Source organism: Streptomyces sp. NBC_01788, from assembly GCF_035917575.1.
GTDB lineage: Bacteria > Actinomycetota > Actinomycetes > Streptomycetales > Streptomycetaceae > Streptomyces.
Genome location: NZ_CP109090.1, coordinates 4,735,396 through 4,748,910 on the forward strand (window position 1 = coordinate 4,735,396; position 13,515 = coordinate 4,748,910).

The 13,515-nt window shown below is 72.9% G+C and carries 8 protein-coding genes; 7 read left to right on the plus strand and 1 reads right to left on the minus strand.

Translation table 11 applies throughout. From position 1 onward, the window contains the following. Positions 1–274 precede the first annotated feature (274 nt). The 4 genes from OIE49_RS21625 (at position 275) to OIE49_RS21640 (ending at position 4,821) form a co-directional block, all read left to right on the plus strand. Complete coding sequence (locus OIE49_RS21625; RefSeq protein ID WP_003948568.1) at positions 275–886, plus strand: response regulator transcription factor; 612 nt, start codon at positions 275–277, stop codon at positions 884–886. Between the two features lie 451 nt (positions 887–1,337). Then, the gene (locus OIE49_RS21630) at positions 1,338–1,925 is read left to right on the plus strand and encodes a sigma-70 family RNA polymerase sigma factor (protein ID WP_100569800.1); all 588 of its coding nucleotides are present in this window, start codon (positions 1,338–1,340) and stop codon (positions 1,923–1,925) included. 163 nt (positions 1,926–2,088) lie between these two features. Next, positions 2,089–3,591 (plus strand): IMP dehydrogenase, encoded by a 1,503-nt coding sequence (guaB, locus tag OIE49_RS21635; protein WP_100569801.1) that lies wholly within the window; start codon positions 2,089–2,091, stop codon positions 3,589–3,591. A 105-nt stretch (positions 3,592–3,696) separates the two neighbouring features. Further along, positions 3,697–4,821: a GuaB3 family IMP dehydrogenase-related protein gene (locus OIE49_RS21640; protein WP_100569802.1), complete on the plus strand. Its 1,125-nt coding sequence runs from the start codon at positions 3,697–3,699 to the stop codon at positions 4,819–4,821. A gap of 70 nt (positions 4,822–4,891) precedes the next feature. Here OIE49_RS21640 and OIE49_RS21645 read toward each other — a convergent pair whose 3' ends face one another. Beyond that, entirely contained in the window at positions 4,892–6,100 is a 1,209-nt protein-coding gene (locus OIE49_RS21645; protein WP_326803711.1) for a nucleotide sugar dehydrogenase, read from the minus strand. A gap of 299 nt (positions 6,101–6,399) precedes the next feature. Between OIE49_RS21645 and OIE49_RS21650 the strand changes: the two genes are divergently transcribed. From OIE49_RS21650 to OIE49_RS21660, 3 genes are all read left to right on the plus strand, one after another. After that, positions 6,400–8,106 (plus strand): glycerol-3-phosphate dehydrogenase/oxidase, encoded by a 1,707-nt coding sequence (locus OIE49_RS21650; RefSeq protein WP_326803712.1) that lies wholly within the window; start codon positions 6,400–6,402, stop codon positions 8,104–8,106. A gap of 356 nt (positions 8,107–8,462) precedes the next feature. Beyond that, on the plus strand, positions 8,463–10,580 hold the full coding sequence (locus tag OIE49_RS21655; protein WP_326803713.1) for a serine/threonine-protein kinase: 2,118 nt from the start codon (positions 8,463–8,465) through the stop codon (positions 10,578–10,580). Between the two features lie 178 nt (positions 10,581–10,758). After that, the gene (locus OIE49_RS21660) at positions 10,759–13,389 is read left to right on the plus strand and encodes a protein kinase (RefSeq protein WP_326803714.1); all 2,631 of its coding nucleotides are present in this window, start codon (positions 10,759–10,761) and stop codon (positions 13,387–13,389) included. Positions 13,390–13,515: the final 126 nt, after the last annotated feature.

A 13,515-nucleotide genomic window follows, 5' to 3' on the forward strand; every position in this document is an offset into this window, starting at 1 on the left:
TAGAAACGGGAACAAGAGGGGCTAAATGGGGCATGGCTTGTGATGAAAAGTTGAGGGTCCGACGTTCATGTCTGCTCTGTGTCCGTTCCCTCACGTAGAGTGCCGAAGGCGGCGGACAGCCCCGTAACTCTTTCGAGTGACCGTCGTTGAGAGTGCGGAGGCGGTTGAGAACACAAGCGCTCGGGCGGGCGCCCGAGACGGTCGACCGCACAGGTGACGATTCCGTACCAGCCTGGAGGCTCAAGGTGACGCGCATCAGCTGCGGAGGACGGCCATGACATCCGTCCTCGTCTGCGACGACTCCCCGCTTGCCCGAGAGGCGCTGCGCCGCGCGGTCGCGACCGTGCCCGGCGTCGAGCGTGTGACGACGGCGGCCAACGGCGAGGAAGTCCTCCGCCGCTGGGGCGCCGACCGCTCCGATCTCATCCTCATGGACGTGCGCATGCCCGGTCTGGGAGGCGTCGAGACCGTCCGGCGCCTGCTGTCCGCGGACCCCGGCGCGCGCATCATCATGCTCACTGTCGCCGAGGACCTCGACGGCGTGGCGCTCGCCGTGGCCGCCGGCGCCCGCGGCTACCTGCACAAGGACGCCTCCCGCGCGGAGCTGCGGGCCACGGTGACGCAGGCCCTCGCCGACCCCACCTGGCGGCTCGCCCCGCGCCGGCTGCGCTCGGCCGAGATGGGCGCCGCGCCCACGCTCACCGCGCGGGAGATCCAGGTCCTGGAGGGCATGAGTCACGGCCGCTCCAACGCGGAGATCGGCCGCGAGCTGTTCCTCTCCGAGGACACCGTGAAGACCCACGCCCGCCGGCTGTTCAAGAAGCTCGGCGCGTCGGACCGCGCACACGCGGTGGCCCTCGGCTTCCGCTGGGGCCTGGTCCGCTAGGACCCGTGCGGATCCCGGTCGGGCCGCCCCGGACCGGCGTACCGGAACGTGACGCCACCCCCACGCGCGGCGACGAGCGTGGGGGGTGTCCGGTCGGCCGGACGCGCGGCCGTGCCGCTCGCACGTCCCCGCACGGGTGCCGCTCCCCGGCCCCGGGCGGTCGGGAGACGGCAGGCGGCCGTCGCGGCCCTGTGGGAACGTGGGGCCGGAACACGCGCGAGGTGCAATACAGCACCGCGGGCGCCGGTGGCAAAGCGCCCCGCCGGAGGCCCGCTGCTTGTTTCGCCGCGGATGACGCATCCTTGAGGGTGTGGAGTTCCTCGCGGACGAGTTGATCGAGCGGAAGGGGAGGGCGCAGGGGATGAGCTTCGGCGCACCTGCTCATAACGCTTCGGTGCACAACCACGAAGGCGGTGCCACGGACCGGACGACGTCAAGGCACCATGGACCGATGCGTGACGACCAGGCGGCACTTGCCCAAGGGGCGATCGGTGCGCTCGTCCACCGCGCCGTCGACGGCGACGAGCAGGCCACGCACGATCTGCTCGCCCGTGTCCACCCACTGGCGCTGCGCTACTGCCGCACCCGGCTGTCCCGGCTCCCGGGCGACGCCCGGCACTTCGTCGAGGACCTCGCCCAGGAGGTCTGCGTCGCGGTCCTGCTGGCCCTGCCGCGCTACAAGGACACCGGCCGTCCCTTCGAGGCCTTCGTCTTCGCCATCGCCGCCCACAAGGTCGCCGACCTGCAGCGCGCCGCCATGCGGCACCCGGGCTCGACGGCCGTGCCCTCGGACGAGATGCCCGAGCGCCCGGACGACTCGCTCGGCCCGGAGGAGCGCGCCCTGCTCAGCAGCGACGCCGAGTGGGCCAAGAAGCTGCTGGCCAGCCTCCCGGAGAACCAGCGCGAGCTGCTGCTGCTGCGCATCGCGGTGGGGTTGACCGCGGAGGAAACGGGACAGATGTTGGGAATGTCACCCGGAGCGGTCCGGGTGGCCCAGCACCGCGCGCTCAGCCGGCTGCGCGCCCTGGCCGAACAGTAGGCGGCCGTCCCGCCCCTCACTCACCGCCCCGGTTGAACGTGCGGCAGGTCATTTCCGTACGAAAGTACGAATCCGGCGGCTGCTCAGAACCGTGGAATGAGAGAGGCGTGCTTCCCGTTAGCATGGACATCCGCACCGATCAAGGCCATTTGGGGAAGGTGTCATGACTGCCAACGTCGACGGAGTGCCCGAGAAATTCGCGACACTCGGGCTGACCTACGACGACGTGCTCCTCCTGCCGGGCGCATCCGAGGTGCTCCCCAACGCGGTCGACACATCGTCCCGTATCTCCCGCAACGTCCGGGTCAACATCCCGCTGCTCTCGGCGGCGATGGACAAGGTGACCGAGTCCCGCATGGCGATCTCGATGGCCCGGCTGGGCGGCGTGGGCGTGCTGCACCGCAACCTCTCGGTCGAGGACCAGGTCAACCAGGTCGACCTGGTCAAGCGGTCCGAGTCCGGCATGGTCACCGACCCCATCACGGTGCACCCGGAGGCGACGCTGGCCGAGGCGGACGCGCTGTGCGCCAAGTTCCGCATCAGCGGTGTGCCCGTCACCGACCCGGCGGGCAAGCTGCTGGGCATCGTCACCAACCGTGACATGGCCTTCGAGTCCGACCGCAGCCGCCAGGTGCGCGACGTCATGACGCCGATGCCGCTGGTCACCGGCAAGGTCGGCATCTCCGGCGTCGACGCCATGGAGCTGCTGCGCAAGCACAAGATCGAGAAGCTGCCGCTGGTCGACGACGCGGGCGTCCTCAAGGGCCTGATCACCGTCAAGGACTTCGTCAAGGCGGAGCAGTACCCGAACGCGGCCAAGGACTCCGAGGGCAGGCTGCTCGTCGGTGCCGCGGTGGGTGCGAGCCCCGAGGCCCTGGAGCGCGCCCAGGCGCTCGCCGCGGCCGGGGTGGACTTCCTGGTCGTCGACACCTCGCACGGCCACAACAGCAACGCGCTGAGCTGGATGTCGAAGATCAAGTCGAGCGTGTCCGTCGACGTGATCGGCGGCAACGTCGCCACGCGTGACGGCGCGCAGGCCCTGATCGACGCCGGTGTCGACGGCATCAAGGTGGGTGTGGGCCCCGGCTCGATCTGCACCACGCGTGTGGTCGCCGGTATCGGCGTCCCGCAGGTCACCGCCATCTACGAGGCTTCCCTCGCCGCCCGCCCTGCGGGCATCCCGCTGATCGGCGACGGCGGCCTGCAGTACTCCGGCGACATCGGCAAGGCGCTCGCCGCCGGCGCCGACACGGTCATGCTGGGCAGCCTGCTCGCGGGCTGCGAGGAGTCGCCCGGCGAGCTGCTCTTCATCAACGGCAAGCAGTTCAAGTCCTACCGGGGCATGGGCTCGCTCGGCGCCATGCAGTCCCGCGGCCAGGCGAGGTCGTACTCGAAGGACCGCTACTTCCAGGCCGAGGTGGCCTCCGACGACAAGCTCGTGCCCGAGGGCATCGAGGGCCAGGTGCCCTACCGCGGCCCGCTGGCCAACGTCCTGCACCAGCTCGTCGGCGGTCTGCGCCAGACCATGGGCTACGTGGGCGCGGCCACCATCGAGGAGATGGAGTCCAAGGGCCGCTTCGTCCGGATCACCTCGGCGGGCCTGAAGGAGTCCCACCCGCACGACATCCAGATGACGGTCGAGGCGCCGAACTACAGCAGCAAGTAGGCGGCACGCCGTGCAGGGCGGCTCCGGAAGCCTCCGGGGCCGCCTTTGCCATGGGTGTCGGCGATACTGGAAGACGCTGCAACGCATCAGGGAAAGGCCACAGACGTGACTGAGATCGAGATCGGGCGCGGCAAGCGCGGCCGCCGGGCGTACGCCTTCGACGACATCGCCGTCGTCCCCAGCCGCCGTACGCGGGACCCGAAGGAGGTCTCGATCGCCTGGCAGATCGACGCCTACCGCTTCGAGCTGCCCTTCCTGGCGGCCCCCATGGACTCGGTCGTCTCCCCGGCCACGGCCATCCGCATCGGCGAGCTGGGCGGCCTGGGCGTGCTCAACCTCGAGGGCCTGTGGACGCGGTACGAGGACCCGCAGCCGCTGCTCGACGAGATCGCCGAGCTGCCCGCCGAGGTCGCGACCAGCCGCCTCCAGGAGATCTACGCCGCTCCCATCAAGGAGGAGCTGATCGGCGCGCGGATCAAGCAGGTGCGCGACGCGGGCGTGGTCACCGCCGCCGCGCTCTCCCCGCAGCGCACCGCCCAGTTCTCCAAGGCCGTCGTGGACGCGGGCGTGGACATCTTCGTCATCCGCGGCACCACGGTGTCGGCGGAGCACGTGTCGTCCTCGCACGAGCCGCTGAACCTCAAGCAGTTCATCTACGAGCTCGACGTGCCGGTGATCGTCGGCGGCTGCGCCACCTACACCGCCGCCCTGCACCTGATGCGCACCGGCGCGGCCGGTGTCCTGGTCGGCTTCGGCGGCGGCGCCGCGCACACCACGCGCAACGTGCTCGGCATCCAGGTTCCGATGGCCACCGCGGTCGCCGACGTGGCCGCCGCCCGCCGCGACTACATGGACGAGTCCGGCGGCCGGTACGTGCACGTGATCGCGGACGGCGGCGTCGGCTGGTCCGGCGACCTGCCCAAGGCGATCGCCTGCGGCGCCGACTCCGTGATGATGGGCTCCCCGCTGGCCCGTGCCACCGACGCTCCCGGCAAGGGCCACCACTGGGGCATGGAGGCCGTCAACGAGGAGCTGCCGCGCGGCCGGAAGGTCGACCTCGGCACGGTCGGCACCATCGAGGAGGTCCTCACCGGTCCCTCGCACATCCCCGACGGCTCGATGAACTTCTTCGGCGCCCTGCGCCGCGCCATGGCCACGACCGGCTACAGCGAGCTCAAGGAGTTCCAGCGCGTCGAGGTGACGGTGGGGGACTCCCAGCACAAGCGCTGACACACGCGCCCACGGCCCACGAAAGGGGCCCGGCCGTCCGCTCAGGCGGACGACCGGGCCCCTTCGCCTCTCACAGCCGGTGCGCCGCCCCCGTGGGCGCGGCCCCGCGGGTGTCCAGGAGCAGCTGGGCCTTCACCGAGAGGCCCTGGAGGTCGTAGGTGCGGTGCTGCTGGAGCAGGACCGTCAGGTCGGCGTCGGCCACCGCCTCGTACAGGCAGTCCGCGCGGGGCACGGGCCGGTCGCGGACGCTCCACGCGGGCACGTACGGGTCGTGGTAGCTGACCGAGGCGCCGAGGCCCGTCAGGCGGACGGCGATCTCCTCGGCGGGCGTGCCCTGGAGGTCGGCGAGGTCGGCCTTGTAGGTGACGCCGAGCAGCAGGACCCGGGCGCCGCGGGCCGACTTGCCGTGCTCGTTCAGCAGGGCGGCGGCGCGCTGGACGACGTAGCGCGGCATGCGGCCGTTGACCTGCTCGGCGAGTTCCACCATGCGCAGCCCGCAGCCCGCGTGGCCGGCCAGGTCCTGCGGGAGGCCGTGGCCGCCGACGCCGGGGCCGGGGCGGAAGGCCTGGAAGCCGTACGGCTTGGTCTCCGCGCAGCGCACGACGTCCCACAGGTCGACGCCCAGGTCGTGGCAGAGCACGGCCATCTCGTTGACCAGGGCGATGTTGACGTGCCGGTAGTTGGTCTCCAGGAGCTGGACCGTCTCCGCCTCCCTCAGTCCCCGCGCGCGTACCACCTTGTCGGTCAGCCGCCCGTAGAAGGCCGCGGCCGACTCGGTGCAGGCCGGGGTGAGTCCGCCGATCACCTTGGGCGTGTTGGCCGGGGTGATCTCGCGGTTGCCGGGGTCGACGCGGCTGGGCGAGTAGGCGAGGTGGAAGTCGCGGCCCGCCCGCAGCCCCGAGCCGTTCTCCAGCAGCGGGAGCAGGAACTCCTCCGTCGTGCCGGGATGTGCGGGCGACTCCAGGATCACGGTGGTGTGCGGGCGCATGTGCCCGGCGAGCGCGCGGGCGGCTGACTCCACCTGGCTCAGATCGAGCCCGCCGTCCGCGCCCCGCGGGGTCGGCGCGCAGATCACCGCGGTGCGCACCCGGCCGAGTTCGGCCGGGTTGGTGGCCGGCCGGAAGCCCTCCGAGAGCATCCGGCGCAGTTCGGCGGGGCTGAGGGAGCCGGACTCGTTCCCGGTGCGGTACCCGACGGTGTGGATGCCGGCGGAGACGGCGGCCTGGGCCAGGGGCAGGCCGAGCGGGCCGAGTCCGATGACGGCGAGATCTGCGGGCATGGCGTGGGCCGTCCTTCCCAATAACCGAGGCGTGGCAGGTCCGCAAGCCCTGTGGACAGGACGAGCGAGCGCAATGTCAGACTAGGAGTAAATATGACCGTTATGCGGGATTGACCAGCGTGTTTCTCGGTACGCCCCCGGAGTTGTCCACAGGCCGGGGGTCACTGGTGGCTGAAGTCGGGCAACCCGGTCAGAATTTGGGCATGGGGAGGAGGCGGGGGGACACGCTAGAGGCATGGGGGTGGGAACGGGCTTCGCCCGACGGGTGCGGCCGGCGCGACCGACAGCGGGAGGCAGCGGTGAGGACAGCGACACTGGGGCCGGCGCAGCGCGCCGAGGCACTGGCGGGAATGGCCGAGCGGGAGCTGGACATCCTGGTCGTGGGCGGAGGCGTGGTGGGCGCCGGCACCGCCCTGGACGCCGTCACCCGCGGTCTGTCCACCGGCATCGTGGAGGCGCGTGACTGGGCGTCGGGTACGTCGAGCCGGTCCAGCAAGCTGATACACGGCGGACTGCGCTATCTGGAGATGCTCGACTTCGCGCTGGTCCGGGAGGCGCTGAAGGAGCGCGGCCTGCTGCTGGAACGCCTCGCGCCTCACCTGGTCCGCCCGGTGCCGTTCCTCTACCCGCTCCAGCACCAGGGCTGGGAGCGCCTGTACGCGGGCTCGGGCGTCGCCCTGTACGACGCCATGTCGATGGCCCGCGGCCACGGCCGGGGACTGCCGCTGCACCGTCACCTGACCCGCCGTCACGCCCTGCGGGTGGCTCCGTGCCTGCGCAAGGACGCCCTGGTCGGCGCCCTCCAGTACTACGACGCACAGATGGACGACGCCCGCTTCGTGGCCACCTTGGTGCGCACGGCGGTGTCGTACGGCGCGAAGGCCGCCAACCGTGCCCGGGTCACCGGATTCCTGCGCGAGGGCGAGCGGGTCGTCGGCGCGCGGGTGCGGGACGTGGAGGGCGGCGGCGAGTACGAGATCCGCGCCAAGCAGATCGTCAACGCCACCGGGGTGTGGACCGACGACACCCAGGCGATGGTGGGGGAGCGCGGCCAGTTCCACGTCCGGGCCTCCAAGGGCATCCACCTCGTCGTGCCCAAGGACCGCATCAACTCCAGCACCGGGCTGATCCTGCGCACCGAGAAGTCCGTGCTCTTCGTGATCCCGTGGGGACGGCACTGGATCGTCGGCACCACCGACACCGGCTGGGACCTCGACAAGGCCCACCCCGCCGCCTCGAGCGCCGACATCGACTACCTCCTGGAGCACGTCAACTCGGTGCTGGCGGTGCCGCTCGGCCGCGACGACGTGCAGGGCGTGTACGCCGGCCTGCGGCCGCTGCTGGCCGGCGAGTCCGACGCCACCAGCAAGCTGTCCCGCGAGCACACCGTGGCCCATCCGGTGCCCGGCCTCGTCGTGGTCGCGGGCGGCAAGTACACGACGTACCGGGTGATGGCCAAGGACGCCGTCGACGAGGCGGTGCGCGGGCTCGACATGCGCGTCGCCGACTGCGTCACCGAGGAGATCCCGCTGCTCGGCGCCGAGGGCTACCCGGCCCTGTGGAACGCGCGGGCGCGCATCGCCGCCGAGGCCGGACTCCATGTGGTGCGCGTGGAGCACCTCTTGGGGAGGTTCGGGTCGGCGGCGCGGGAGGTGCTCGCCCTCGTCGCCGAGGACCCGACGCTGGGCGCTCCGCTCAAGGCGGCCGACGACTATCTGCGCGCCGAGATCGTCTACGCCGCCTCCCACGAGGGCGCCCGGCACCTGGACGACGTGCTGACCCGGCGTACCCGCATATCCATCGAGACCTTCGACCGGGGCACGCGCAGCGCCCGGGAGGCCGCCGAGCTGATGGCGCCCGTGCTGGGCTGGGACAAGGACCAGATCGAACGCGAGGTCGAGCACTACGAGAAGCGGGTGGAGGCCGAGCGGGAGTCGCAGCGCCAGCCCGACGACCTGACGGCCGACGCGGCCCGGCTGGGAGCGCCGGACATCGTGCCGTTGTGATCGCGCCGATCGTCCTTCGTGCACCCGCCGATCGCGCGGTGGCGAGCTAGCCGGTGGTGGCGTCGTGAATCCGCCGATCGTGCCGTTATGAACCCTCTGCGGGCCGGTCCACCGTCCCGCACGAGACGCAGGACACGCACGACACGCGCCGTGGACGTCCGGCGCAGATTATGGCCGGAATGGTCCGAAGGGTCGGCACCCTTGGCTTGCGTATTGTCACGGCCCGTCATTCCCGTGTGTACGACGGGCCGTTCGACCGTGCCCCCGGAGTGTTCCGAGGGGGCCCCTGGGCGTCGCGTGCTTGTCGGGTGAGAGACAATGGAGGCACTGTCAGGGCGGGTTGCATGAGGGGACGCATGTCGGACGCGGAGCGGGCGGGAACACCCCGTCAGGACACTCGTCAGGACTCTCTGCAGGACAGGAGCGAGCGTCTTCTCGCCGGGCGATACCGCCTGGGGGACGTGCTCGGCCGCGGAGGCATGGGCACGGTGTGGCGGGCCGAGGACGAGACCCTGGGCCGGACCGTCGCCGTCAAGGAGCTGCGGTTCCCGTCGAACATCGACGAGGACGAGAAGCGCCGCCTGATCACGCGCACGCTGCGTGAGGCCAAGGCGATCGCGCGCATCCGCGACACCAGCGCGGTGACCGTCTTCGACGTGGTCGACGAGGACGACCGCCCGTGGATCGTCATGGAACTCGTCGAGGGCAAGTCCCTCGCCGAAGCCATCCGCGAGGACGGGCTGCTCACGCCGAGGCGGGCGGCCGAGGTCGGGCTCGCGGTCCTCGACGTGCTGCGCTCCGCGCACGGCCAGGGCATCCTGCACCGGGACGTGAAGCCGTCCAACGTGCTCATCGCCGAGGACGGCCGGGTCGTCCTCACCGACTTCGGCATCGCGCAGGTCGAGGGCGACCCCTCCATCACCTCCACCGGCATGCTCGTCGGCGCCCCCTCCTACATCTCCCCGGAGCGGGCCCGCGGGCACAAGCCCGGACCGGCGGCCGACCTGTGGTCGCTCGGCGGCCTGCTGTACGCGTCGGTGGAGGGCACGCCGCCGTACGACAAGGGCTCGGCGATCGCCACCCTGACCGCGGTGATGACCGAACCGCTGGAGGAGCCGAGGAACGCCGGCCCGCTCAGGGACGTCATCCACGGCCTGCTCAACAAGGACCCGGACGAGCGGCTCGACGACGCGGGCGCCCGGGCCATGCTCAAGGCCGTCATCGACGCGCCCGAACCGAAGCACTCCGAGCCGGAGCCGCCCGCGGACGCGACCAAGGTCGTCCCGCTGCCCGCCCAGCCGGACAGGCGTTCCCGCAAAGGCGGTTCGGGATCTTCCGGTTCCGGTTCCGCGGGCGGGCAGGACGAGGAGCCGGGCGACCGCCTTCGCGGGGCGCTGCGCTCGGTGCGCAAGGCGTCCGTGGTGGCGAAACCCGCGGCAGCGGCGGGGGCCGGTGCCGAGTCGGCGTCCGGCGGCACGGCTCCGGCGGGCCCCGGCTCCGCGAGCGGTTCTGGAGCGCAGCCGGGGGCGGACCGGACGCAGAGCGCGTCCGCCTCGGGGAGCGGCGCCGGTGGCGCGCAGGCGGGCCGGTCCGGTTCGGGCTGGCCCGTGATGACCCCGCCGGACCTGGACCTGCCGCCGCGCCCGGCGCCCAAGGCGTCGCTCACCGACGTGGTGCCGCGGCGCACGCTGGTGATCGTCGCGGTGGTCGTGGTGCTCGCCGTGGCCGGCGCCGTGCTCGCCCTCACGCTCGGCGGCGACGACAAGGGCGACGACGGCAAGAGCGCGGCCGACCGCCCTGCCGCCACCGCGGGCTCGTCCGCGGGCCCCTCCACCAAGAAGGACGAGAGCGGCGAGGCCGCCACGGGCCAGGACGGGTCCGGCTCCGCGACGGAGGCCGACGGCTCCGGCGGCACACCGGCCACGGACGACGACGCCGACGCCGGGACATCGGGCAAGGGCTCCGACGCGGGCTCCGGTTCTGATTCCGATTCCGATTCTGATTCCGGCTCCGGAGGCGACCGCTCCGGCGACGACGGCGCCCCCGTGGCGATGACGTACAAGGGCGCTCAGGGCTTCTCCATCGGGCTGCCCAAGGGCTGGAAGTACGCGAGCACCGACTCCGCGGGGGTCCGCTTCACCGGCCCCGACGGGCAGCGGCTGCTCGTCGCCTGGACGACCACGCCCAAGGGCGACCCGGTGGCCGACTGGACCAACCAGGAGAGGTACATGGTGCGCTCCCAGTACCAGCGGGTGCGCATAGAGGCGGTGGACTACCGCGGCTGGAACACCGCCGACTGGGAGTTCACCTACGTCGAGGGCGGGACCAAGTACCGCAGCATAGACCGCGGGTTCGTGGTGAACGACCACCTCGGGCACGCGCTGATGTACAGCGCGAAGGCCGCGACGTGGGACGGCGACCTGCGCAAGAGCACCTGGAAGACGCTGACGGAGACCTTCCAGCCGAAGAAGTAGTGAGCGGACCGGTCCCGCCGCCCGTCCCCGGGGTTCCCGGATCGGCGCGGCGAGATCTGGCATCCCGTCATTGCGGATTGCCTCCGGCACGTATCGTGAGTGGTTGCGGACCGTAAGCATCACCGAACGGGACGCGTGGCGAACGGAATTGACCGACCGTGCGGCCGGGGGAGGCAACGTGGACGACTATGCGGGCCGGGTTCTCGCCGACCGCTACCGCCTGCCGCTGCCCCCGTCCGACGAGTACGAGCTGACCGAGACCCGGGCCTTCGACACCTACAGCGGGCAGGAAGTCCTGCTGAGGCAGGTGCCGTTGCCCGAGGTGGTCGAGGCGGAGGTGCTCGACGCGGACGGTCTGCCCGACGGCTTCACCGCGCGCGACGGAGCCCCACGGCGCGGGCCGGTCCGCACGGGACGTTCGGCGGACGAGGCCCGGGGCGCGCGTTCGGCGACGCGGCGGCCCGCCGATCCGGCGGTGCGGCGGGCGGTCGAGGCCGCGCAGGCCGCGGCGCGGATACCCGACCATCCCCGGCTCGACCAGGTCTTCGACGTGTTCGCGGAGGGCGGCTCGCTGTGGGTCGTCAGCGAACTGGTCGCCGCCCGGCCCCTGGCCGCACTGCTCGCCGAGAGTCCGCTGTCGCCGTACCGGGCGGCCGAGGTCGCCTCCGACATCCTCATGGCGCTGCGGGTGCTGCACGCCCATGGCTGGGTGCACCGCAACATCACCGCCCGCACGGTCCTCGTCTGCGACGACGGCCGCGTGATGCTGACCGGCCTCGCGGTCGGCGCGGCGGAGGAGGCCCTGTGCGGGTACGACCCGGTCCCGCCCGAGGATGACGGGGACGAGAGCGCTCCGGACGGCGCGTCCGGCACGCCGGGCGGTTCCATGGGCCCCGGCGGCACGGCCGGCGGCGCGGGTGCGACGGGCTTCGGCGGACTCACCGAGGTAACCGGCGGTCCTGGCTTCGGGGGCGGGACCGGCGCGGGCACCCCGCCGGTGGACCCTGACGCCGCGCGGCGGGCCGCGATCGAGGCGCGGGCGGCCGGGCCGTTGCCGCTGCCCGGCCCGGACGCGGGGCCCGGCGAGCCGCCCTCGCGGCGGACGCCTCAGACCGGCGGGGACATCAGGGCGGCCCGGGCCGGAGCGATCGCCGCGTACCGCGCCGGAGCGCGGGCGGCCGCCCGCGTGCAGGAGGCGCAGCAGAGCGCACGCGCCGAACTGCCCGGCGCCCGTACGCCCGTCGAGGGCGAGTCACGGCCCGCCGGGAGCACCACCCCTCCGCCGGGCCAGATCGCCGACCCCTACGGAGTCCGGCCCCCCACCCACAACGGCACCGCCGCCCACCCCGGAGCGACCGCGCCCCTCCCGTCCGCACCCGCCGGCGACGCCCGCGGCCCGCGCCCGGCGCTCGCCACAGGACCCGGAACCACGCCCGGCCACGTGGTGCCCGCGCAAGAGCGCGGTGAGCTCGGCGCGGGCACCGCGGACGACGCCGGGGGCGTACCGGCCCGTTGGGGTGAAGTCGTGGCCGGCAGCCCCGCGCGGCGGGGGCCCGCCACCGCGCTGGCCGCCGAGCGGGCGCGGCAGGCCCGGATGGCCGTGGTGGGGCCGGTGACCGAGCGCTGGGCGCCGGAACAGGCCGGGCCCGTGCACGAGAACTGGCAGCTCGCCGCGCCCATCGGCCCGGCGACCGACCTGTGGGCGCTCGGGGCGCTGCTTTTCCGGGCGGTGCAGGGACACGCGCCGTACCCGGAGGAGTCCACCGCCGAGCTGGTGCAGATGGTGTGCGCCGAGCCGCCCGCGTACGCGGAGGAGTGCGGGCCGCTGCGCCCGGTCGTGGAGTCGCTGCTGCGCCAGGACCCCACCGAACGCCTCGACTTCGAGGAGCTGCGCGGCTGGCTGCGCTCACTGGTGCGCTCCGCCCCCGAGCCGGAGGCCGGCGCGCACGTCATCGCCGCCCCGCCCGCCGACCCCAGCAGGCTGCCCGTCGTACGGCGCCGCGGCGAGCTGGTGCGCAGGCGGCGCGCAGGGCTGCCCGCCACACACGCACGGCACAGACGGCAGACGGGTTCGCCGCGGCGCCTGGGCCGCACGCTGCTCCTGCTCATCCTGCTGCTGATGGCCGCCGCCGTCGCCTACGCCGTGCTGTTCATGCCGAAGGCCGACCGCGACGGCGCGGCGGCCGGCGACCGCACCGGAACCGCCGGCGAGGCGAGCCCCGCCCCGGCGCACTCGGACGGCGACGGCGGGAGCGGCGCCCCGCAGCCCGGCGAGTCCTCGTCCGCGGCGGACGACAGCCCCTCGAAGGCGGCCGGTTCGGCCGAGGCCGAGGCGCAGACGACCGCGCCGGACGCCGCCGACGGCTTCACGCTGCGCAAGGACTCCGCCGGCTTCCAGGTCGCCGTCGCCAAGGGCTGGACCCGTACGCCCGGCAACAACCAGGGGCAAGTGGTCTACTCCCAGGGCTCGTTCGAGCTGATCGTCGTGCCCGGACGGGACACCGCGGCCGCGTTCGGCAGCGACCCGATGGCGTATCAGCGGGAGAAGGAGCGCGAGTTGCAGGCCTACCGCGACTCGAGCTGGGCCACCTCCACGGGTCTGCGGACCACCCAGGTCGGCGGACGGACCACGGCCGAGGGGCAGTTCACCTGGACGGACGGGAGCGGGCGGCAGCTGTACGTGCGCAACCTGGCCGCCCTGATCGGCGGCAAGTACCACGTGGTGCAGGTGCGGGGGCCCGAGTCCCAGCGGGACCGGGTGACCACGCTGTACGAGCAGGCCTCGGCGACGTACCGGTACACCGGCTGAACCGCGGCAACCGCCGGAACCGCCCGAACTGCCGGAACCGCACACTGTCCGGGGAGCGACAACCGTCACAGTGAGGCTCTCTTGGGACCCCGCTGGTTCCCAGCCGGGGGGCCGGTCCCTACGCTG

Bases quoted from the DNA above. Each gene is read 5' to 3' on its own strand.
- OIE49_RS21630 (WP_100569800.1), top strand. From the start codon at position 1,338: ATGCGTGACGACCAGGCGGCACTTGCCCAAGGGGCGATCGGTGCGCTC.
- OIE49_RS21655 (WP_326803713.1), top strand. From the start codon at position 8,463: ATGTCGGACGCGGAGCGGGCGGGAACACCCCGTCAGGACACTCGTCAG.
- OIE49_RS21625 (WP_003948568.1), top strand. From the start codon at position 275: ATGACATCCGTCCTCGTCTGCGACGACTCCCCGCTTGCCCGAGAGGCG.
- OIE49_RS21645 (WP_326803711.1), bottom strand. From the start codon at position 6,100: ATGCCCGCAGATCTCGCCGTCATCGGACTCGGCCCGCTCGGCCTGCCC.
- guaB (WP_100569801.1), top strand. From the start codon at position 2,089: ATGACTGCCAACGTCGACGGAGTGCCCGAGAAATTCGCGACACTCGGG.